The sequence below is a fragment of the Kitasatospora sp. CB01950 genome, from assembly GCF_001905465.1.
GTDB lineage: Bacteria > Actinomycetota > Actinomycetes > Streptomycetales > Streptomycetaceae > Kitasatospora.
Genome location: NZ_LISX01000005.1, coordinates 286,910 through 307,299, shown reverse-complemented (window position 1 = coordinate 307,299; position 20,390 = coordinate 286,910). Strand labels below are relative to the sequence as shown.

The following is a 20,390-nucleotide window of genomic DNA, read 5'->3' as shown; positions in this document are numbered from 1 at the left end:
CCGGCGGCTTCAGCGGGGCTGGAACTGCGGGCCCTGCGGCGGCAGCGCGAACGGTGCACCCGGCTGCGGGGGCACCGGGGGCTGCGGCGCGGGCTGCTGCTGCACGGGCTGCTGGTGGGTGGGCGGCGCGGGAGGCTGCTGGGGGTAGCCGTAGCCCTGCTGCTGGGGGTGCGGCTGGGGGTAGCCGTAGCCGCCCGCCTGCGGTGGCGGATAGCCGTAGCCCTGTGGTTGTGGTTGTGGTTGTGGTTGTGGTTGTGGGTAGCCGTAGCCGGCGGGCTGCTGCTGCGGGACGGGCGGCTGCGCGGCGTGGTGGACGGTCGGCGGCAGCGCGGGCGGCGGCGGGGCGAGGACCGTGGCGGGCGGGGCCGCGACCGGCTCGGGCGCGACGAACGGCTGGGTGGGCAGCGCCGGGGCGAGCGTCCAGTCGTCCTCGTCCGCCGGGAACGGGGCGGGCGCGGGCGGCTGCGGGGCGGCGGCCGGGCCGGGCAGGCGCGGGTCGGCGGCCAGCGGGGCGCCGCCGTCGCCGGTGGAATCCTCCACCGTGATGCCGAAGTCGGTGGCCAGCGCGATCAGGCCGTTCACGTACCCCTGGCCGACGGCGCGGAACTTCCAGCCGCCGGAGCGGCGGTACAGCTCGGCGGCGACCAGCGCCGTCACCTGCTCCTGCTCGTCGACGGCGAACTCGGCCAGCGCGGGCGTCCCTTCGGGCGCGCCGGCGTCGAACAGCAGCACCCGCAGGCCCGGCACGGCGGGGAACGCGCCGCCCTCGGAGGAGCCGGCCAGCACCACCCGGTCCACCTCGGCGGGCAGTTGTGCCAGGTCGATCTCCACCGCGTCCCGGATCCAGCCGTCCGCGGCCTGCTTGGGCAGGTGGCGGACCAGGCCGGACGGGTGCCGGGGCTGGTTGTAGAACACGAAGTCCAGGTCGTCGCGGACCCTGCCGTCGCCGCCCAGCAGCAGGGCCGAGGCGTCCACGTCCGGGATTCCCGGGGCAGCCGTCCAACGCAGGACGGCGCGGACGGCGTTGGCCGTCAGCGGGATGTTGGCGCCCTTCGCCATCACGTGCGTCATAGCGCACCATCCTGCCGCCTGCCGGGGGCCCGGGACAACGCGGGCGCGGCATCGGCGAGCCCCGCGCCGCCCCGGACCGCGATGTCGACGGGCTTGCGCGGATTGGTGTTCGGAACTCCTGCGCCGGCCGCGTCCGGTCGTACGATGGGCGGCCGGCGGCCCGGTGCTCCCCGTCCACCGCGGCGACCGCGCCCCGGCGAACTATCCGGTGACGCCAACCGTCCATGAGTCGAGGCGTCAGCCGTTGCCGGCCCCGAGCGGGCCCCACAGATCAGAGCGGGAGAGCACTTTGCGCCACTTCGGGCATCTCGCGGACGACGTCCGCAGCCGGCTCTTTCACGAGCAGCCCGTCGCCTTCGACCGGGACAGCGGGACGGACGTCCTGGCCACCGCGCTCGGCGCCACGCTCTACAGCCCCGCCACCCGCCCCACCCTGGCCCGCGACATCCGGCGGCAGGCCGCCCGCGGCGTGCTCTCCATGGTGCTGTGCCTGGAGGACGCCATCGCCGACCACGAGGTCGACGACGCCGAGCACAACCTGGTCGCCCAGCTCACCGACCTCGCCGCGGTGGGGGACGTCGAACTGCCGCTGCTGTTCGTCCGGGTCCGCGCCCCCGAGCAGATCACCGACCTGGCCCGGCGGCTCGGACCCGCGCTGCGGCTGCTCAGCGGCTTCGTGGTGCCCAAGTTCACCGAGGACAGCGGGCGGCCCTTCCTGGAGGCGCTGACCGGCGCCGAGGAGGCCGGCGGGCACCGGCTGTTCGTCATGCCGGTGCTCGAATCGCCCGAACTCGCCCACCTGGAGAGCCGCCGCGAGCAGCTGTTCGGCATCGCCCGGCTGCTCGACAAGCACCGTGCGCGGGTGCTCGCCGTCCGGCTCGGCGTCACCGACCTGTGCTCCGCGTACGGGCTGCGCCGCTCGCCCGACCTGACCGCGTACGACGTGGCGCTGGTGGCCCAGGTGATCGGGGACGTGGTCAACGTGCTCGGCCGGGCCGACGGCACCGGGTTCACCGTCACCGGGCCGGTCTGGGAGTACTTCCCGCTCCAGGAGCGGATGTTCAAGCCGCAGCTGCGCCGCACGCCGTTCGCCGAGGTCACGCCGCCCGCCGACGGGGTCAGGCAGCGGCTGATCGAGCACGACCTGGACGGGCTGATCCGGGAGATCGAACTCGACCGGGCCAACGGGCTGCTGGGCAAGACCTGCATCCACCCCAGCCACGTCGCCGCGGTGCACGCGCTGTCCGTGGTCACCCACGAGGAGCTGTGCGACGCCCAGGACATCCTCCAGCAGCACCGAGGTGGCGGCGGGGTGAGCCGCTCCGCGTACACCAACAAGATGAACGAGGCCAAGCCGCACCGGGCGTGGGCCGAGCGGGTGCTGCTGCGGGCCCAGGTGTTCGGCGTGGCGCGGGCCGACGTGTCCTTCGCGGAGCTGCTGTCCGCCTGCGTCTCCTGACGCGCCCGGTTCCGGCCCCGCGTCCACCGATCGGACGATGCGGGCCTCCACCGGACGGTCACCGGATCCTCGCCGATCGGTACGCGAAGCGTCGCCGGTCGGTCGATCCGCGGGGCCCCGCGCTGCCCGTACGCTCGAACCCGGACGCGCAACCGTGCGTCCTCCCAGGTACCACCAGCACCACACGCACCACCCGTACCGCCTGTCGTCGTGATGAGAGGAGCCCCGATGACCGTCGACACCACCGCGCCCGGGCCGGTCGGGGCCGACCCCTGGACCGGCCAGTGGGTCACCGACCGGCTGGGCCTGCGCCTGACCGGCGGGCCCGAACTCACCGCGCTGATCGGCCTCGCGCTGCGCCGCAACCCCAAGCGCGCCCACCTGCTGGTCTCCCAGGTGCTGGGCAAGCACGTCCCGCAGCGGCCCGAGGTGGTGCACGGCGCCGGGCTCGACCTCGGCCGCCGGGTGGCCGCGCTGCTCGGCCCGGCGGAGACGGCGCGGGCCGTGGTGCTCGGCTACGCGGAGACCGCCACCGCGCTCGGCCACAGCGTCGCCGACGGACTCGACGCGCCCTACCTGCACTCCACCCGCCGCCCCGTGCCGGGCCTCGCACCGCTCGGCGGTTTCGAGGAGGAGCACTCGCACGCCACCAGCCACCTGCTGCTGCCCGAGGACCCTCGACTCCTCGCCGGGGACGGCCCGCTGGTGCTGGTCGACGACGAGTTCTCCACCGGCACCACGGTGCTCAACACCATCCGCGCCCTGCACGCCGCCCACCCCCGCGAGCGGTACGTGGTGGTCGCCCTGGTCGACCTGCGCACCCCCGCCGACCGGGCCCGCCTGGAGACCGCCGCCGCCGAACTCGGCGCCCGGCTCGACCTGGTGGCCACCGCCGGCGGCGGCGTCCACCTGCCCGAGGGCATCCTGGACAGCGCCCGGGCCCTCATCGACGCCCACCCCGAGATCCCCCAACCATCCGCCCCGCAGGGCGAGTTGACGCACCTCCGGCTGCCCTGGCCGGAGGGCCTGCCGGACGGCGGCCGGCACGGCTTCACCCCCGCCCACCGCCGCCGCCTCGACGACGCGCTCCCCGCCCTCGGCGCCGCCCTCGCCGACGCCGTCGGCCCCCGCCCCCGCCGGGTGCTGGTGCTCGGCTGCGAGGAGCTGATGTACGCGCCACTGCGCCTCGCCGACGCCCTGCAAAGCCAACTCCCGGACGCCGAGGTGCGGTTCTCCACCACCACCCGCTCCCCGGTGTTCGCCCACGACCACCCCGGCTACGCCATCCGCACCCGGCTCGCCTTCACCGCCCACGACGACCCGGCCGGCGAGGACTCCACCGAGCGCTACGCCTACAACGTCGCCCCCGGCAGCGACCCGGACCGCCGCTTCGACACCGTCGTCCTGGTCGTCGACGACCCCGCCGACACCCCCGCCCTGCACGAGGGCCCCGACGCCCTGCTGCCCCGCCTGCGCACCGCCACCGACCACGTGGTGCTCGCCGTTCTTCCGTCGTACCGCCCGACGCCACCCGCCTGACGCCCCGCCGACCACCCGCTGCCCGAGCATCGCCCCTGCGCACCCCACCGAAGGCCCGGCATGACCGCACACACCGCCCCCGCCCCGCCCGCCGCCCGCCCGCTGCACGGGCCGGCCTTCTCCAGCTACCCGGCCGCCGACGTCACCTGGCTGCTCAAGGACCTCTCCGACGTCCACCTCGAAGCACCCGTCGAGGAACGCGAGGAGGCCGTGCAGTCCGGCGGCGCGCACTACGCCGAGTCGCTGCCGGTCGAGTACCAGCCCAGCCCCGAGTACCAGCAGCTGTTCCACAGCGCGCTGGCCGCCTCCGCGGCCCGGTTGGCCACCGCCGTCGGCGCCGTCGCCGAAACCCTGCTGCGCGAACGCGGGAAAGGCCTGGTGCTCGCCTCGCTGGCACGCGCCGGCACGCCCGTCGGCATCCTGATCCGCCGCTGGCTCGCCCACGCCCACGGCCTCGACGTGCCGCACTACACCGTCTCCATCGTCCGCGGCCGCGGCATCGACCAGGTCGCACTGCGCCACCTCGCCGCCCACCACCGCGCCGCCGACGTGGTCTTCGTCGACGGCTGGACGGGCAAGGGCGCGATCACCCGGGAACTCGACGAGGCCCTCGCCGGCACCGGCTTCGACCCCGGCCTCGCAGTCCTCGCCGACCCCGGCGGCTGCGTGCGCACCTACGGCACCCGCGACGACTTCCTGATCCCGTCCGCCTGCCTCAACTCCACCGTCTCCGGCCTGGTCTCCCGCACCGTGCTGCGCGCCGACCTGACCGGGCCGGACGAGTTCCACGGCGCCAAGTACTACCGGCACCTGGCCGACGCCGACGTCTCCACCCGGTTCGTCGACGCCGTCGCCGCCGAGTTCCCGGCCGTCGCCGACGCCGTCGCCGCCGAGACCGCCCGCCTCGCCGCCGCCGACCGCACGCCCACCTGGGAGGGTTGGGCCGCCGTCGAGCGAATAAGCGCCGAGTACGGCATCGGCAGCGTCAACCTGGTCAAGCCGGGCGTCGGCGAGACCACCCGGGTCCTGCTGCGCCGCGTCCCCTGGCGGATCCTCGCCCGCCGCGGCGCCGGCGCCGACCTCGACCACATCCGGCTGCTCGCCGCCCAGCGCGGCGTCCCCGTCGAGGAGACCGACGACCTGCCGTACAGCTGCGTCGGCCTCATCCACCCGCGCTACACCCGTGGCGCCACCGGCGCGGACGGCACCGCCGTCCACACCTGACCCTGCCCCCGACCGAAGGAGACCCCGCCCGTGCCGCAGTTCCTGGTCGCCAGCGACCTCGACCGCACCCTCGTCTACTCCAACCGCGCGCTCGCCCTGGACGTGCCCGACCGGCTCGCCCCGCGACTGCTCTCGGTGGAGGTGCACGACGGCAAGGCGCTCTCCTTCATGACCGAGAAGGCCGCCGAGCTGCTCGCCGAACTCGCCGAGCACACCCCCGTGGTCCCGATCACCACCCGCACCCGCACCCAGTACGAGCGGATCAACCTGCCCGGCCCCACCCCGGGCTGGATCCCCCCGTACGCGGTCTGCTCCAACGGCGGGCACCTGCTGGTCGACGGCGTGCCCGACACCGACTGGCAGCGCGAGATCCGCGCCCGGCTGGACGCGGCCAGCGCCCCGCTGCCCGAGATCGTCGAACACCTCGCCATCAGCGCCGACCCCGAGTGGACGCACAAGCGGCGGGTCGCCGACGACCTGTTCGCCTACCTGGTCGTCGAACGCGCCGAACTCCCCGCCGGCTGGATCGACGACCTCACCGCCTGGTGCGCCGAACGCGGCTGGACGGTCTCCCTCCAGGGCCGCAAGGTCTACGCCGTGCCCGCGCCGCTGTCCAAGAGCGCCGCACTCGCCGAGGTCCGCCGCCGCACCGGCGCGGAGACGGTCCTCGCCGCCGGCGACTCGCTGCTCGACGCGGAACTGCTGCTCACCGCCGACCACGGCTGGCGGCCCGGCCACGGCGAACTCGCCGAGACCGGGTGGACCGCCGAGGGCGTCACCGCGCTCACCGAGATCGGCGTCGCGGCGGGCGAGGAGATACTCCGACAGATGCTGACCCGGGTCCGCGCCGGGGAGACGGCGGTGGCGGTCGGCTGACGGGCCTGCCGGCCCCGGTCCGGCGTCAGCCGCAGCAGCCGCCCCCGCAGCAGCCGCCGCCCCCGCCGCTCGGGGCCGGGGCGGCCGCACCGGACGCGCCGCCGCCCGTCACTGCGACGGTCGACAGCAGCTTCACGGTGTCGGGGTGGCCCTCCGGGCAGACGGCCGGATCGTTGGCCTGGGCCATCGGGCGGCTGAGTTCGAACGTGGCGCCGCAGGCGCGGCAGCGGAAGTCGTAACGAGGCATGGGCAGCAGCGTACCGAGGGGGCGGCGCAGCACGGGCTTCCCGGGGCGGTCGGCGCCCCTCGGCCTGCCGTCGGCGGGTGCGGGGGCAGCGGGTGGCTCGTTCTGCCGGAGGCGGCGGCGGTGCGGTGCGGGGCGGTGCGCGGCGGTGCGGAGGGTGCCGTCGGAGGACAGGCGTCCCGGTGTCCGCTCAGTGGCCGCGGATCATCGTGACCACCTCGGCCGCGGTCTCCCGTACCGCCGCCAGCTCGGTCAGGAACTGCCAGTAGTCGGGGTGCCGGCCGGCCTGCTCCAGCGAGTCGACCGCACGGTCCAGGCGGCCCACCGCCGCGTCCAACGGGCCGGCGTGCCGCGGGTCCGGCGCCTGTCGGCCCGCCATCGCCAGCCGCTGGGCGTCGCGCAGCGCGAACCGGGCCCGATCGATCTCGCGCTGCGGATCGTGCTGCACCTCGTTCAACTGCCGCAGCCGCTCGTTGACGGCCGTCACCGAGCCCTCGGCGGTCTCCAGCAGCGTCCGCACGGTGTTGATCGCCGAGGTGGCGTCCGCCCAGCGCTGGTCGCCCCGGGCCCGCACCGCCTCGGTCAGCCGGGACCGGGCATTGCGCACCGCGTCCGCGGTCTGCGCGGACACCTGCTGGAGGTCCTGCCAGCAGGCCGTCGAGAACCGCCGCCGCAACTCGCTCAGCGCGGGCTCCACCGTCCCGGCCCGGTTCTCCAACGCGTCGATCCGGGTGCGCAGGGTGCCGACCCGGCGGTCGATCTCGCCGGCCCGCTCCGGCAGCCGCGCCGCCTCCTCGCGCAGCGCCTCGGCCCGCCGCACCATGTCCTCCGCACGCTGCAGGGTGGCCGGCACGCCGTGCTGCGAGATGCCCTGGTTCAGCCTGGTCAGCTCCGGCGCGAGCTCGGCCAGCTTGGCCGCCAGGTCGTCCGCCTTCAGGCCCGCGCCGCGCGCCTGCTCCAGCGCGACGGTCGCCGCCAGCAGCGCCTGCTTGGCACGCTCCACCGCAGGCGTCACCCGGATCAGCTGCGCCTCGGCGTGGTCCACCAGCGGCTGCAGGCGGCTGACGAAATTGCCCAGCTCGGTGCGCTTCGCGTCCAGTTCGCGCTTGGACTGCTCCAGCTGCTGCTTGGCACGGAAGGCCGCCGACGGGTCCAGCTCGGCCGCCTCCAGGTCGACCGCGTCCAACGCCCCGAGGTACGCCACCGTCACCTGGTCGATCCGGGCCACCAGGTCCGCGTACTCCCGCTCCACCCGGCGGGAAGTGGCCGGCTCGCCCGCCGACTTCACCGTCTCCACCGCGAGCAGGGCGTCCCGCTGCGCCGAATCCAGCTCGTAGAACGACTCCTGCGCCGCCTCCCGGGCCGCCCTGGCGTCCGCGCGCGCGCCGTCCCGCCGGCCGCCGCCCCACCAGCCGCCCCGACCCCCGCCACCGCCGCCGGCCACCCTCACCACGCGCTCCCTGCTCCGTCCCGTCCCACCACTGCACCGCCATTCTTCCCGATCACCCACCCCGCCCGGCACCCCCCGACGACACCCTCGCTCCCGGGGCCCGTCCTCGAACCCGCGCCGAGCCCCGCGGCGTGCCCCCAGGTGCGGGAGTGCGTGCCGGGCGTTGTGGGGCAGGCGCGGGTTCGAAGACAGGCCTCAGGGGGCGGCGAATCACTGCCGGGACCAGGTAGTCTGTCCATTCGTCGTGCGACCGGCCCACCGGTCCACTTCGTTGCGGGCGCATAGCTCAGCGGTAGAGCGCCGCCCTTACAAGGCGGATGTCGGCGGTTCGAAACCGTCTGCGCCCACCCTCGCAAGCAGAGTAAACCCGGCAAAGGCCCAGCTCGGAGCGCATGCTCCGGGCCGGGCCTTTCTCGTCGGCGGGCGGTGCGGAGATGATCACCTCCGGCCCGGCGGGCGCGGCGGCCCGGTGGCTGACACCGTGGCGACTGCGGACGCCGACCCGTCGACGGTGACCACGAGGTGCCGCGCCCGCACCGGTTGCACGAGCCGTTGAGGCGGGATGTCGAGCGGGCGGCTACCAGCCCTGAGGGGCTGCGGGGATCTTCCCGGGGTTCCAGCGCCGCACTGCCTCTGCCAGCAGGAGCGCCGCCGGTACGGCCGCGACGGGCACGGTCCACCACGGCAGGCCGGTCCAGTAGGCGAGTACCGCGGGCGCGCCGCAGGCGAGCAGGGTGGTGAGGAAGAGCGCCCGGTAGACGGCGGCGCGGCAGGGACGGCCGGTGAAGCGCAGCACGCCCAGGGTGGCGAGCAGGACCGCTGCCAGCGTGGCGTAGGTGCCCAGCGCGGCGGTGAACTGCGGTTCGTCGCGGGGCTCGTCGGAGGTGGCCTGGGAGACGCCGTCCCGCTCCAGGCGCATCACCCGGCCGCGCCACACGGTGCCGTCCACCTGGTCGCCGGACGTCAGGTTCTCCACCACCGGCCCGGGGTTGCCGAACAGCACTTCGCCGTTCCAGAACGGTGTGCCGGTCAGCGTCGCCCGGTACTTGGGGTTCCTGCCGCCGTGGACGGTCGCGTCGGTGACGGTGAACGACACGCTGCGCACGCACTCCTCGACCGCCGCGAGCGGCTCCCCGGTCGGGCAGGCCGCCGCGGCCCGGTAGGAGCGGAGCTCCTGGGCGTCGTCCGGAAGCATGACGCCGAACAGGTACCAGGCGGCCGCCGCCGGGATCAGCGCTGTCGCGGCGAGCAGCGCGCCGCCGACGCGGGTACGGGTCGAAGGCGTGGGACGGTGGGTCATGACGGTTCTCCCCCCGGTCCGGTGTGCGGGCGGAACGCCGGGTCGCCGTCGGCGGGGCAGGCCGCCCCGCCCCCTTCCGGGGGTCGGACGGCGAACGGCGCCCGGAACACCGGACGGTTTCGACATTCTCGGAATCTGTCCGAAGCGCGCGGAAGCCCTCGAAGGAGGGGCCGGCGTCGGTGCGAGGAGCGGCGGGTCCGCAGCCGCGGTCGGGCCGGCGGCGTGCCGGCGGACTTCGCGTCGAGTGCCACGCACACCACCCCCGGACCGGCCAGCGGACATGACTGTCCCTTGTTCGCCGACCAGGCTTCCCGGCACTCCTGCCCGAACGGTACCGAAGTCCGACCACGTTTCGCACCCGTATGCGAGGAGCCGGGATTGCGGTGATGCCCGGCGGACCGCTTGCATGGCGGGATGGAGAGCGGTGGGGCCGGGCGGCCGGTGGTGTACCTGTTCGGGTCGGCGGCGGGGGCGGTGTTCGGGCTGCCGGACGCGGTGCAGGAGGCCCGGGCGCGGGGGTGGGAGGCGGCGGTCGGGCTGACGCCGGCGGCACGGGGGTGGCTGGAGGCGCAGGTGCCGCAGCTGGAGGAGCTCACCGGGTACCCGGTGAAGTCGGCGTACCGGTGGCCGGGCCGGCCCGATGTACTGCCGCCGCCGGACGCGGTGCTGTTCGCGCCGGTGACGTTCAACTCCTTCAACAGCCTGGCGCTCGGCCTCACCACGTCCTGGGTGGTCGGCTACGCGGCCGAGGCGCTCGGCAAGGGCATCCCGGTGCTGGTGATGCCCTGCGTCAACGCGGCCCTCGCCGCGCACCCGCAGTTCGCCCGCAGCGTGGCGACCCTGCACGAGGCGGGCGCGCACGTCCTGCTCGGCGAGGAGGGGACCGGCGACGGCAGCCGCCCGTTCCCGTGGGAGGCCGGGTTGCGGGCGGTGGAGCGGGTGTTGGGGCGATGACGATCGAGGCGGAGCTGAAGGCCCGGGTGCGGGAGCCGGAGCGGCTGGTGGCGCGGTTGGCGGCGTGGGCGGGGGCTCCGGGGCGGGCGGAGGTGTACCGGGACGTGTACTTCGACCGTCCCGGTGGGGAGTTGTCGGCGGGCGGGGCCGAGCTGCGGGTGCGGACGGTGACGGGGGAGGCCGGGGCGCGGACGGTGCTCACCTACAAGGGCGCAGCTGTGGACGAGGCGTCGGGTTCGAAGCCGGAGACCGAGACGGCGGTGGCCGATCCGGGGGCGCTGCGGGCGATCCTGCGCGGCAGCGGCCTGGTCGGGACGATCGCGTTCGAGTAGCGCTGCCGGAACTGGGAACTGGTCCAGGACGGCCGTCCGCTGCCGGCGACCGTGGTGCAGGTGCCGGAACTGGCCGGGGTGTTCCTGGAGGTGGAGACCCCGGCCGACGGCGAGGCGGAGCTGCCGTCCGCGTTGGCGGCCGTCCGCCGCGCGCTGCGCCGGCTCGACGTGGCGGACGCGGACCTGACCGCCGAGCTGTACACGGACGCCGTGACCCGGGCGAGAAGCCGGATCTGACGCGAAGTTCAGAGCAGCTTGCGGGGGCCGACCGGAGGAAGGGGGTCGGAGGGGTCGCGGTGGGGGTGCAGCAGTGCAGACCCGCCGCGCAGCTTCGCGGCGAGGCGGGTGGGGAGGACGAGGGTGTAGAGGAGGCCTTCGCCGCCGGGGCCTTCGACCAGCCAGGAGCTCCAGGGCAGCTGGAGGGTGGCGGCGGGGCTGAAGGCGACCGGGCGGACGCCGTCGAGGGGGAGGTCGGCCAGGCCGAGGCGGCACCAGCTGGAGAGGGTGAGGGTGCGGCGGGCGGGGTCGAAGCCGGCGGGGACGCAGTCGGTGATCCGGTCGTGGCCGATGCGGTCGAGGAAGCGCAGGTTGCTGCGGGTGGCGAGGTGCCGGGTGGCGAACGTGTCGACGGCGGCGCGCAGCTCGGCGGCGTAGCGGCCGGGGGTGGTGCCGGGCCGCCAGGGCAGGCGGATCTCGCCGAGGAGGTTGCCGAGTGCGCCGTCGGGCAGGCCGAGGGGGCGGCGCAGGTTGACCGGCATGGTGAGGGTCTGTTCCCGGTCGTCGGCGCCGTCGAGCTGCCGCAGGACGTGCATCACGTGGGCGCAGAGCGCGTCGTTGGCGGAGAGCGGGCGGCCGGCCTCGGCGGCGAGGGCGGCGCGCAGGCGCTGGACCTCGGCGGGGGCGAACCAGATCTGCACGGTGCGGTTGGCGAGGCCGGCGGCGGCGACGGTGCGGCGGAGTTCGGCGCTCTCGGCGGGGTCGGGGAGCCGGAGGGAGGGGACGCCGCAGTCCTCGGCGGGCAGGTGGGCGTCGAGTTGCCGTTCGCGGTCGGCGGTGGGGGAGAGGGCGGGCGGTTCGGCGCCTTCGGTGCAGGCGGACCAGGTGCGCAGCAGCAGGGCGAAGCTGTGCATGTCGCCGACGGCGTGGTGCCAGGAGAGGCCGAGGACGCCGGTGCCGTCGGCGAGGCGGTTGAGTCGGACGGTGAGCAGCGGCAGGCGTTCGCGGCGGGCGTCGGCGGCGCGGACGTGGTCGACCAGTCCGCAGGCCGGCAGTGCCATCCGGTCGAAGGCCTCGGTGAGGGTGTAGGGGGCGTCGGCGACGGTGAAGGGGACGCCGGAGTCGTCGGTGTCGATGAACAGCGCGCCGTCGTCGGCGGTGCGCAGGCGGCCGGCGAACTCGGGCAGCCGGTCGAGGGCGCGGGCGAGGCCGTCGGCGAGGGCGTCGGCGTCGAGCGGCCGGTCGTGGAAGAGGGCGACGGAGACCGGGAGGTCGGCGAGCAGCAGGTCGCCGACGGAGCAGCGGACCGGCCCGGGCCCCGGGCGGCCGGCGCGGACGGTGCGGATTTCGGTGTCGGACGTCAGCGTGCCGGTCATACCGGTCCCCTCCCTGGATCGACGGGGGAACGATAGGGGCGCGCGGGTGGGGGAAACCAGAGGTGTCCGAACGGTCGTTGACGTGTCGTCCGGCCGGACGGTTCCCGGATTGCGGGGGTATGTGGCGTTTCTCATACCGATGTCCGAAAGGGGTGCAACGGGGTGATGTGCGGTTTTCGTCACCGGGTGAAAGGTCGTTAACAGAGCTGAAATAAAGGCGATTGGCCACAAAAGATCATGTAATCAACGGAAACCAAGCCTACCAGCGCATGAAACGCAGGTGAACGCTAGGCTTCGACCGTGGTGAGCTGCGGAAACAGTGGGAGTTACGGTTCCCGCATGGTTCAGCTCGACAATCGCCCGGGAGCCGGCGCCGACGTCGCCACCGGCTCGGACGCCCCTGGCGGCGTCCGCTCAAAGGGCCTCAACAGCAACTCGGTGGGCCTGCTGGGCAACGCCGTGATCGGCGTGTCCACGGTCGCCCCGGTGTACTGCCTCACGACGACGCTCGGCACCACCGTGGCCGCCGTCGGCCTGCAGATGCCCGCCCTCTTCCTGGCGGGCTTCCTGCCGATGATGCTGGTGGCCTTCGCCTATCGGGAGCTGAACAAGGCGATCCCCGACAGCGGCACCTCCTTCACCTGGACGGTGAAGGCGTTCGGCCCGAAGATCGGCTGGATGTGCGGCTGGGGCCTGGTGATCGCGACGATCATCGTGCTGTCCAACCTCGCGGGCGTCGCCACCGAGTACCTGTACCTGCTGCTCGGTGAGATCACCCGCAGCGATTCGATCGCCGCGCTCAACGGCAACAAGCTGGTGCACGTGGTCACCTGCCTGGCGCTGATCGCGATCGCGACCATGATCAGCTACCGCGGCATGACCGCCACCAAGGGCGTCCAATACGCGCTGGTGGGTCTTCAACTCGCGGTCCTCGGCCTGTTCGGCGTCATGGCGATCACCAAGGCGCTCGGCCACGGCGACACCGGATCGCTGCACTTCTCCTGGAGCTGGCTCAACCCGTTCGCGGCCAGCTCCTTCACTGCGTTCGTGGCCGGCCTGTCGCTGTCGCTGTTCATGTACTGGGGCTGGGACGCCTGTCTGAGCGCCAACGAGGAGACCGGCGGCAGCGACAAGACCCCCGGCCGGGCCGCGATGCTCGCCATGGTGGTGCTGGTCGGCTCCTACCTGTTCACCGCCGTCGCGGTGCAGATGTACGCGGGCGTCGGCACCACCGGCACCGGCCTCGGCAACCCCGCGACCTCGTCCAACGTGCTGGCCGTGCTGGCCGGCCCGGTGATGGGCCCGGTCCTCGGCGTGCTGCTGTTCGTCGCCGTGCTGGCCTCCGCGTCCGCGAGCCTGCAGACCACCTTCATCCCGGTCAGCCGCACCGTGCTGGCGATGAGCGTGTACGAGGCGCTGCCGAGCTCCTTCACCGAGGTCAACGAGCGCTACAAGACCCCGGGTCGGGCGATCATCACGGCCGGCGTCGGCACCGGCGTGTTCTACACCGTGATGACCATGGTCAGCTCGCACGTGCTGGCCGACACCATCGCGGCGCTGACGCTGATGATCTGCTTCTACTACTCGCTGACGGCCTTCGCCTGCGCCTGGTACTTCCGCGGCGACTTCCGCAACTCGGTCCGCGACGCCGTGCTCAAGGTGATCTTCCCGCTGATCGGCGGCCTCACCCTGGCCGCGATCTTCGGCAAGTCGATGGTCGACATGATCGACCCGTCCTACGGCAGCGGCAGCTCGGTGTTCGGCATCGGCAGCGTCTTCGTGGTCGGCGCGGGCCTGCTGGCGGTCGGCCTGGTCGTGATGGCCGTGATGACCCGCCGCAGCCCCGCGTTCTTCCGCGGCGAGGTGCTCACGCGTGAGACTCCGGCCCTGGTCATCCCCGACTGAGCGAGCCGGCACGAACCCTGCGCGGGCGCGAAACCAGACAGGTTTGCGCCCGCGCGGTTTCGCGCCCGGCCCAGGGGGCGTGGCCGTCAGTAGGCGACGGTGAAGCGCTCGCCGAGGTGCTTGGGCTGCTCGATCTCGTCCAGCAGGGCCACGGCGTAGTCCTCGGTGGAGATCCGGCTCTGGCCGTCGGCGCCGATCAGCAGGTCTTCCAGGCTCTCGCGGTAGACGCCGGTGCGCTCGCCCGGGGCGATGGTGCCCGCCGGGGAGAGGTTGGTCCACCGCAGGTCGGTGACGGTGCGCAGGAAGTCCAGCGCGTCGCCGTGCGCGTGCATGATCTGCAGCAGGAACTCCGGCAGGCCCTCGGCGTCCCAGACCTGCTTGCCGTCGGGGGTGCGCAGCGAGCCCGCGCCGCCCACCGTGATCAGCCGCGGCGCGTCCGCGCCCAGCGTGCGCAGGCCCGCCACCAGCGACTCGAAGGACGGCGCGATCAGCGCCTGGTGGCCCGGCCCGTCGCCGCCGCCGACCGCGCTGACCACCACGTCCGCGCCCTTGGCGTGCTCGGCCACGGACGCCGGGTCCAGCACGTCCCCGACCGCCACCGTCAGCGCCGGGTGGACGACCGTCAGCTTGGCCGGGTCGCGGACCACGGCGGTGACGGTGTGGCCGCGGCGCAGGGCCTCGGCCAGGACGCGGGCGCCGATGGTGCCGGTGGCGCCGTACAGGGTGATGGTGCTCATGGGGGTGTCTCCTCGTTGCCGTTTTCCGTCTGCGGTTCCGACCGTACGGCGGACCGTCACCGGTGGGCGAGGTGCGCGCCCGACAGCCTGTGGTGAAAAACGGACAGGGGTGCCCCGGCCGGGGCGGGCGCGCCCGGGGTGGTCGGCGCGGACCCGGTTGCGCCCGATCGCGCCGGGAAGCCGTCGCCGGCAAGGGAGTTGAGGGCGGATTGGTGGTGCGGTGACTCTTGACATCATGTCATGGGCGCGCCAATTTAGGGGGACCCCAGTGGGACCCCACATCCCTGAGAGGCACCCTCATGAAGAAGCCGCTCATCGGCGCGCTCGGTACCGTCCTGCTCGCCGGTACCGCCCTGGTCACCGCCACCCCCGCGTCCGCCGTCACCGTGAACTTCGCCGGCACGGTCGCGCTCAGCAACTGCTCCGGCTCGCTGATCCGGATGCCAGGCTCCGTGGACACCGACCCCGGACTGATCCTCACCAACGGCCACTGCCTGGAATCCGGCATGCCGGCCGCCGGCCAGGTGATCACCGACAAGGCGTCCACCCGCAGCTTCACGCTGCTCAGCGCCGGCGGCAGCAGCCTCGGCACGGTGCGCGCCAACCGGGTCGTGTACTCGACGATGACCGACACCGACGTCACCATCTACCGGCTGACCAGCACCTACGCGAGCATCAAGAACACCTACGGGATCTCCCCGCTGACCATGGCCACCACCCACCCGGTGGCCGGCAGCGCGATCAAGGTGCCGTCCGGCTACTGGAAGACCATCTACTCCTGCAACGTGGACGGCTTCGCGTACCGGCTCAAGGAGAGCAGCTGGACCTTCAAGGACTCGGTCCGCTACACCTCCGGCTGCAACATCATCGGCGGCACCTCCGGCTCCCCGGTGGTCGACGTCAACAGCGGCCAGGTCGTCGCCGTGAACAACACCATGAACGAGGACGGCCAGACCTGTACGTTGAACAACCCGTGCGAGGTCGACCAGAACGGCGTGGTGACCATCCGCCCGAACATCGGCTACGCCCAGGAGACCTACACCATCCCGAACTGCTTCGCCCCGGGCAACGTGCTCGACCTGACCCGGGCCGGTTGCGTGCTGCCCCGCCCGTAGCCGAGCCCCTCGCGCGCAGCCACCCGCGACCCCTCCGCGGGTGGCTGCGCGCGTTCCGGGCCCCGGTCGCGCTACATGAAGCGCCGCAGCAGCCGGGTGCGGGCGGCCGTGAACGGCGGGTAGGCGAGCCGCAGGGTGTCCAGCGCCAGGGGCTTGGACAGCACCGCCTTGGTGTGGCTGAACGTCTCCACCGAGAGTCGGCCGTGGTAGCCGCCCTGGCCGCTCTCGCCGACCCCGCCGAACGGCAGCCCGGGGACGGAGAGATGGGCGTTCGGGATGCCGAAGGCCAGCGCGCCCGAGGAGGTCTCGGCGGTCAGCCGGCGCCGGGTCTGCGCGGAGGCGGTGAAGGCGTACAGCGCCAGCGGCTTGTCCCGGGCGGTGATGAACGCGATCGCGGCGTCCAGGTCGGGGACGCGGACGATCGGCAGCACCGGGCCGAAGATCTCCTCACGCATCACGGGCGACTCGGGGTCGACGTCGGCCAGCACCGTCGGGGCGAGGTAGCGGGCGGCGCGGTCGTGCCCGCCGCCGGTGACCGTCCGGCCGTCGGCCAGCAGGGCCGTCAGCCGGTCGAAGTGGCGCTCGTTGACGATCCGCCCGTAGTCCTCGCTCGCGGCCGGGTCGTCGCCGTACATCTCCAGTACGGCGGCGGCGAGTTCGGCCTCCAGCGCGGGCCCGGCGTCGCCGATCGCGAGGACGTAGTCGGGGGCGACGCAGGTCTGGCCCGCGTTCATGAACTTGCCCCAGGCGATCCGGCGGGCCGCTGCGGCGAGGTCCGCGCCGGGCTCGACGACCGCCGGGCTCTTGCCGCCCAACTCCAGTGTGACGGGCGTGAGATGGCGGGCGGCGGCGGTCATCACGATCCGGCCGACGGTGCCGTTGCCGGTGTAGAAGACGTGGTCGAAGCGCTGCTCCAGCAGGGCGGTGGTCTCCGGCACGCCGCCCTCGACCACGGCCACGGCCTGCGGGTCCAGGACGCGCGGCAGCCAGTGGGCGAGCGCGGCGGAGGTCGCCGGGGCGAGCTCGCTGGGCTTGACCACCGCGCAGTTGCCGGCGGCGAGCGCACCGACGAGCGGCGCCAGCGCCAGTTGCAGCGGGTAGTTCCACGGGCTGATCACCAGCACCGTCCCCAGCGGCTCGCGCACCGTGCGGGCCCGGGCCGGCGCGAGGGCCAGCGGCACCGGGACGCGGCGCGGGCGCAGCCAGCGGGCGAGGTGGCGCAGGGTGTGGTCGATCTCGTTGACGGTGAACCCGATCTCGGTGAGGTACGCCTCGGTCGGGCTCTTGCCGAGATCGGCCTTCAGGGCGGCCGCGAAGACCTCCTCCTGTTCCACCAGCAGGCTTCGCAGGGCGCGGAGTTGGGTCTTGCGCCAGGCGAGCGGCCGAGTCCGGCCGGTGGCGAAGGCGGCGTTCAGGCGGGCGACGGTCGCGGCGGGGTCGGGGGCGGCGGCCGGGGTGGAGAGCGGGGCGGTGGGCGGGGCGGTGGGCGTGGCGGTGGGCGTGGCGGTGGGTGCGGCGGTGGGTGCGGCGGTGGGCGTGGAAACGCCGGAGGAAGCGTTCATGGCGTCGAGGATAAACGAAACGAAGTGATTTCGTTTCGTTTTGGCGGTTCCCCGTAGTCTGGGTGCCATGACCCGCACCGCACCCCCGCAGCCCGCGCCCGGGAACGCGCCGCGCCGGGGCCGCCCCCGCGACGCCGCACGCGACCGGGCCATCCTGGACGCCACCCTGGCCGTCCTCGCCGAGAGCGGCTACGGCGCGCTGACCACCGCCGCGGTGGCGGCCCGCGCGGGCGTCTCCACCGCGACCCTCTACCGGCGGTGGTCCTCCAAGGACGAGCTGGTGATCGCCGCGGCCGCCACCCACGTCGAGGACATCCACGCGCACCCGGACACCGGCTCCCTGGAGGGCGACCTGCGCGTCCTGCTGCGCGACAAGGCCGCCGCGCTCACCGGCGAGGCGGGCCGGCTGATGCAGGCGCTGGTCGGCGAGGCGGCGCAGAACGCCGCCCTGGCGGACGCGCTCACCACGGCCTTCCTGGAGCCGGTGCACCGCCGGGTCGTGGAGGTGGTCCGGCGCGCGGCCGAGCGCGGCGAGATCGCCTCCGTTCCGGACCCGGATCTGGTCGGAGCGGTGGTGGTGGGCCCGCTGATGAGCCGCTTCCTGCTCATGCCGCGCCCCGACCAGGTGGATGCCGCCGCGGCGCAGTCCGCCGCCGACCGGCTGCTGCCGTTCGCGCTGCGCGCGGTGGGCCGGTAGGCAGCCGGAGTGGGCCCCCGCCTTCCCCGGGTCCCTGGGTGCTGCCCCTTTCTGAAGCAGTGAATCGGTGCTTCAATTCTTGATATGGCCTATCGACGCACTGCCGCCGTCCAGGCCCGCCTCGACGGTCAGCGGGAGGCCGTCCTGCGGGCCGCCGTCGCTCTGCTCGCGGAGCGGGGGTACGGCGGGTGTTCGATGGCGGCGGTCGCCGATCGGGCGGGGATCGCCACCGGGAGCATGTACCAGCACTTCGACAGCAAGGCCGATCTCGCGGTGACGCTGTTCCGGACGGTCTGCGGGCGGGAGATCGACGCCGTCACCGAGGCCGCCGGACGGGTCGCCGATCCGGTGGACGGGGTGGCGGCCGTGGTGGAGACCTTCGCCGCGCGGGCGCTGAAGTCGCCCCGGCTGGCGTACGCGCTGCTCGCCGAGCCCGCGGACCGGGTGGTCGAGGCGGAGCGACTGGTGTTCCGGCGGGCGTTCCGCGACCTGATCGCGGCCCGGATCGACGCGGCCGTCGCCTCCGGTCGACTCCCCGCGCAGCGAGCCGAGTCGACCGCCGCCGGGATCGTCGGAGCGGTCGGTGAGGCGCTGGTCGGCCCGCTCACGGACGGGCAGCCGTCGGAGGCCGTACTGCCCGAGCTCGTCACCTTCACCCTGCGCGCCCTGGGAGGGCACTGATGGCAAGCACGCACGAGGTCACCAACCAGGTGCCCGACCCGTTCGGCCACGACGTCGCCGAGGACCCCACGCTGCTGGCCGCCCTGGAGCGGGCCGGCGCGGGCTGGGCCGCCGAGGAACTGCACGCGCTCGGGCGGCTGGCGGGCACCGAGCAGGCCGCGGACTGGGCCCGGCTCGCCAACGACAACCCGCCGGTGCTGCGCACCCACGACCGCTACGGGCACCGCATCGACGAGGTCGAATTCCACCCGTACTGGCACGAGTTGATGCGCACCGCGGTCGAGCACGGCCTGCACGCCGCACCGTGGCGGGACGACCGTCCGGGCGCGCACACCGCCCGTGCGGCCAAGTTCTACGTGTGGGGGCAGGTCGAGGCCGGGCACACCTGTCCGATCTCGATGACGTACGCCTCCGTGCCGGCCCTCCGCACCAGCCCCGAACTCGCCGCCGCCTACGAGCCGTTGCTCGCCGCCCGGGAGTACGACTTCGGACTGCGCGAACCGCACGGCAAGCGCGGGCTGATCGCCGGCATGTCGATGACCGAGAAGCAGGGCGGCTCCGACGTCCGCACCAACACCACCCGTGCGGTGCCCGCCGGCGACGGCACGTACCGGCTCACCGGCCACAAGTGGTTCACCTCCGCGCCGATGTCGGACCTGTTCCTGACGCTCGCCCAGGCCCCCGGCGGCCTGTCCTGCTTCGTGCTGCCGCGCGTCCTGCCCGACGGCAGCCGCAACGCGCTGCGGCTGCAACGGCTCAAGGACAAGCTCGGCAACAAGTCGAACGCCTCGTCCGAGATCGAGTACGAGGACGCGGTGGGCTGGCTGGTCGGCGAGGAGGGCCGCGGGGTGCGGACCATCATCGAGATGGTCAACATGACCCGCCTGGACTGCACCATCGGCGGCGCCTCCGCGATGCGCTACGGCGCGCTGCGGGCCCTGCACCACGCCGGCCACCGGCAGGTGTTCGGCAGGACGCTGGTCGAGCAGCCGCTGATGCGCAACGTGCTGGCCGACCTGGTCGTCGAGTCGGAGGCCGCGACCGCGATCGCCATGCGGCTCGCCGAGGCCACCGACAAGGCGCTGGCCGGTGACGAACAGGAGGCCCGGTTCCGCCGCCTGGGCCTGGCCGTCGCCAAGTACTGGGTGTGCAAGCGCGGCCCGGGCCACGCGGCCGAGGCGCTGGAGTGCCTGGGCGGCAACGGCTATGTCGAGGAGTCCGGCATGCCGCGGCTCTACCGCGAGGCGCCGCTGGTCTCCATCTGGGAGGGCTCCGGCAACGTCGCCGCCCTCGACGCGCTGCGCGCGATGGCCCGGCAGCCCGAGACCGTCGCGGCCGTGTTCGCCGAGCTCGACGCCGCGAGCGGACTCGACCGGCACTTCGACACCGCCGTCGCCGACCTCCGCAAGGACCTCGCCGACCCCGAGCACCTCGAGTACCGCACCCGCCGGCTGGTCGAGCGCCTCGCCCTCACGCTCCAGGCGTCCCTGCTGCTGCGCCACGGCGACCCGGCCGTCGCCGAGGCCTTCAGCACGACCCGCCTCGGCGGCCGATCCGGCCTGGCCTACGGCACGATGCCCACCGGCCTCGACACGACGGCGATCCTCGCCCGCATCCCCGACCTGCCCTGACCCGGCACCGCCACCCTGCGG

General features: G+C 74.0%; 17 protein-coding genes, 1 tRNA gene and 1 pseudogene. 12 read left to right on the top strand and 7 right to left on the bottom strand.

The features are described 5' to 3' along the window. Nucleotides 1-9: 9 nt before the first annotated feature. Nucleotides 10-1,071, bottom strand: coding sequence for a TerD family protein (locus AMK19_RS15890; RefSeq protein WP_073812168.1), 1,062 nt, complete (start codon nt 1,069-1,071; stop codon nt 10-12). A gap of 289 nt (nt 1,072-1,360) precedes the next feature. On the opposite strand from AMK19_RS15890, the gene AMK19_RS15885 reads away from it, so the two are divergent. The 3 genes and pseudogenes from AMK19_RS15885 to AMK19_RS15875 all read left to right on the top strand — a co-directional run bounded on the left by AMK19_RS15885 (nt 1,361) and on the right by AMK19_RS15875 (nt 6,169). After that, complete coding sequence (locus tag AMK19_RS15885) at nt 1,361-2,530, top strand: HpcH/HpaI aldolase/citrate lyase family protein (RefSeq protein ID WP_073812165.1); 1,170 nt, start codon at nt 1,361-1,363, stop codon at nt 2,528-2,530. 213 nt (nt 2,531-2,743) lie between these two features. Further along, nucleotides 2,744-5,293, top strand: a pseudogene (locus AMK19_RS15880) (phosphoribosyltransferase). A gap of 30 nt (nt 5,294-5,323) precedes the next feature. Beyond that, a complete protein-coding gene (locus AMK19_RS15875) occupies nt 5,324-6,169 on the top strand; it encodes an HAD family hydrolase (protein WP_073812163.1) in 846 nt (281 codons plus the stop codon). A gap of 25 nt (nt 6,170-6,194) precedes the next feature. On the opposite strand, the gene AMK19_RS15870 is transcribed toward AMK19_RS15875, so the two are convergent. Together AMK19_RS15870 and AMK19_RS15865 are read right to left on the bottom strand one after the other, a co-directional pair. Continuing rightward, a complete protein-coding gene (locus tag AMK19_RS15870; RefSeq protein WP_073812478.1) occupies nt 6,195-6,416 on the bottom strand; it encodes an FmdB family zinc ribbon protein in 222 nt (73 codons plus the stop codon). A gap of 187 nt (nt 6,417-6,603) precedes the next feature. Continuing rightward, nucleotides 6,604-7,857, bottom strand: coding sequence for a hypothetical protein (locus AMK19_RS15865; protein WP_073812477.1), 1,254 nt, complete (start codon nt 7,855-7,857; stop codon nt 6,604-6,606). Between the two features lie 281 nt (nt 7,858-8,138). On the opposite strand from AMK19_RS15865, the gene AMK19_RS15860 reads away from it, so the two are divergent. Continuing rightward, nucleotides 8,139-8,210: transfer RNA gene (locus AMK19_RS15860), tRNA-Val, on the top strand. A 230-nt stretch (nt 8,211-8,440) separates the two neighbouring features. Here AMK19_RS15860 and AMK19_RS15855 read toward each other — a convergent pair. Then, a complete protein-coding gene (locus AMK19_RS15855; protein WP_073812161.1) occupies nt 8,441-9,163 on the bottom strand; it encodes a hypothetical protein in 723 nt (240 codons plus the stop codon). A 414-nt stretch (nt 9,164-9,577) separates the two neighbouring features. Here AMK19_RS15855 and AMK19_RS15850 point away from each other — a divergent pair, with 414 nt between their 5' ends. The 3 genes from AMK19_RS15850 to AMK19_RS38435 are packed head-to-tail and all read left to right on the top strand — an operon-like array spanning nt 9,578 to nt 10,686. Further along, nucleotides 9,578-10,117, top strand: coding sequence for a flavoprotein (locus AMK19_RS15850; protein ID WP_073812159.1), 540 nt, complete (start codon nt 9,578-9,580; stop codon nt 10,115-10,117). Further along, nucleotides 10,114-10,449: a class IV adenylate cyclase gene (locus AMK19_RS38440; protein ID WP_338015792.1), complete on the top strand. Its 336-nt coding sequence runs from the start codon at nt 10,114-10,116 to the stop codon at nt 10,447-10,449. Before AMK19_RS15850 ends, AMK19_RS38440 begins: the two co-directional genes overlap by 4 nt. A gap of 60 nt (nt 10,450-10,509) precedes the next feature. After that, nucleotides 10,510-10,686, top strand: coding sequence for a hypothetical protein (locus AMK19_RS38435; protein WP_338015791.1), 177 nt, complete (start codon nt 10,510-10,512; stop codon nt 10,684-10,686). Between the two features lie 8 nt (nt 10,687-10,694). On the opposite strand, the gene AMK19_RS15840 is transcribed toward AMK19_RS38435, so the two are convergent. Further along, nucleotides 10,695-12,041, bottom strand: coding sequence for an acyltransferase (locus AMK19_RS15840; RefSeq protein WP_073812156.1), 1,347 nt, complete (start codon nt 12,039-12,041; stop codon nt 10,695-10,697). A 339-nt stretch (nt 12,042-12,380) separates the two neighbouring features. Here AMK19_RS15840 and AMK19_RS15835 point away from each other — a divergent pair, with 339 nt between their 5' ends. Further along, complete coding sequence (locus AMK19_RS15835; RefSeq protein ID WP_073812154.1) at nt 12,381-13,946, top strand: APC family permease; 1,566 nt, start codon at nt 12,381-12,383, stop codon at nt 13,944-13,946. Between the two features lie 86 nt (nt 13,947-14,032). Here AMK19_RS15835 and AMK19_RS15830 read toward each other — a convergent pair whose 3' ends face one another. Continuing rightward, complete coding sequence (locus AMK19_RS15830; protein WP_073812151.1) at nt 14,033-14,683, bottom strand: NAD(P)-dependent oxidoreductase; 651 nt, start codon at nt 14,681-14,683, stop codon at nt 14,033-14,035. Between the two features lie 299 nt (nt 14,684-14,982). On the opposite strand from AMK19_RS15830, the gene AMK19_RS15825 reads away from it, so the two are divergent. Then, nucleotides 14,983-15,798 (top strand): S1 family peptidase, encoded by an 816-nt coding sequence (locus tag AMK19_RS15825; RefSeq protein WP_073812148.1) that lies wholly within the window; start codon nt 14,983-14,985, stop codon nt 15,796-15,798. A gap of 71 nt (nt 15,799-15,869) precedes the next feature. On the opposite strand, the gene AMK19_RS15820 is transcribed toward AMK19_RS15825, so the two are convergent. Then, on the bottom strand, nt 15,870-17,360 hold the full coding sequence (locus AMK19_RS15820) for an aldehyde dehydrogenase family protein (protein WP_083646867.1): 1,491 nt from the start codon (nt 17,358-17,360) through the stop codon (nt 15,870-15,872). A 67-nt stretch (nt 17,361-17,427) separates the two neighbouring features. Between AMK19_RS15820 and AMK19_RS15815 the strand changes: the two genes are divergently transcribed. The 3 genes from AMK19_RS15815 (at nt 17,428) to AMK19_RS15805 (ending at nt 20,369) form a co-directional block, all read left to right on the top strand. Further along, nucleotides 17,428-18,057: a TetR/AcrR family transcriptional regulator gene (locus AMK19_RS15815; RefSeq protein WP_073812146.1), complete on the top strand. Its 630-nt coding sequence runs from the start codon at nt 17,428-17,430 to the stop codon at nt 18,055-18,057. 84 nt (nt 18,058-18,141) lie between these two features. Continuing rightward, nucleotides 18,142-18,738 (top strand): TetR/AcrR family transcriptional regulator, encoded by a 597-nt coding sequence (locus AMK19_RS15810; protein WP_073812143.1) that lies wholly within the window; start codon nt 18,142-18,144, stop codon nt 18,736-18,738. Next, nucleotides 18,738-20,369, top strand: a complete 1,632-nt coding sequence (locus AMK19_RS15805) for an isovaleryl-CoA dehydrogenase (protein ID WP_073812142.1) — start codon at nt 18,738-18,740, stop codon at nt 20,367-20,369. The genes AMK19_RS15810 and AMK19_RS15805 overlap by 1 nt, the downstream gene beginning before the upstream one ends. Nucleotides 20,370-20,390 lie beyond the last annotated feature (21 nt).

What these genes read in the sequence shown, in the direction of transcription:
- AMK19_RS15840 (WP_073812156.1), bottom strand. Translation starts at nt 12,041, where the DNA reads ATGACCGGCACGCTGACGTCCGACACCGAAATCCGCACCGTCCGCGCC.
- AMK19_RS15825 (WP_073812148.1), top strand. Translation starts at nt 14,983, where the DNA reads ATGAAGAAGCCGCTCATCGGCGCGCTCGGTACCGTCCTGCTCGCCGGT.
- AMK19_RS15850 (WP_073812159.1), top strand. Translation starts at nt 9,578, where the DNA reads ATGGAGAGCGGTGGGGCCGGGCGGCCGGTGGTGTACCTGTTCGGGTCG.
- AMK19_RS15815 (WP_073812146.1), top strand. Translation starts at nt 17,428, where the DNA reads ATGACCCGCACCGCACCCCCGCAGCCCGCGCCCGGGAACGCGCCGCGC.
- AMK19_RS15810 (WP_073812143.1), top strand. Translation starts at nt 18,142, where the DNA reads ATGGCCTATCGACGCACTGCCGCCGTCCAGGCCCGCCTCGACGGTCAG.
- AMK19_RS15820 (WP_083646867.1), bottom strand. Translation starts at nt 17,360, where the DNA reads ATGAACGCTTCCTCCGGCGTTTCCACGCCCACCGCCGCACCCACCGCC.
- AMK19_RS15890 (WP_073812168.1), bottom strand. Translation starts at nt 1,071, where the DNA reads ATGACGCACGTGATGGCGAAGGGCGCCAACATCCCGCTGACGGCCAAC.
- AMK19_RS38440 (WP_338015792.1), top strand. Translation starts at nt 10,114, where the DNA reads ATGACGATCGAGGCGGAGCTGAAGGCCCGGGTGCGGGAGCCGGAGCGG.
- AMK19_RS15855 (WP_073812161.1), bottom strand. Translation starts at nt 9,163, where the DNA reads ATGACCCACCGTCCCACGCCTTCGACCCGTACCCGCGTCGGCGGCGCG.
- AMK19_RS15805 (WP_073812142.1), top strand. Translation starts at nt 18,738, where the DNA reads ATGGCAAGCACGCACGAGGTCACCAACCAGGTGCCCGACCCGTTCGGC.
- AMK19_RS15830 (WP_073812151.1), bottom strand. Translation starts at nt 14,683, where the DNA reads ATGAGCACCATCACCCTGTACGGCGCCACCGGCACCATCGGCGCCCGC.
- AMK19_RS15870 (WP_073812478.1), bottom strand. Translation starts at nt 6,416, where the DNA reads ATGCCTCGTTACGACTTCCGCTGCCGCGCCTGCGGCGCCACGTTCGAA.
- AMK19_RS15835 (WP_073812154.1), top strand. Translation starts at nt 12,381, where the DNA reads ATGGTTCAGCTCGACAATCGCCCGGGAGCCGGCGCCGACGTCGCCACC.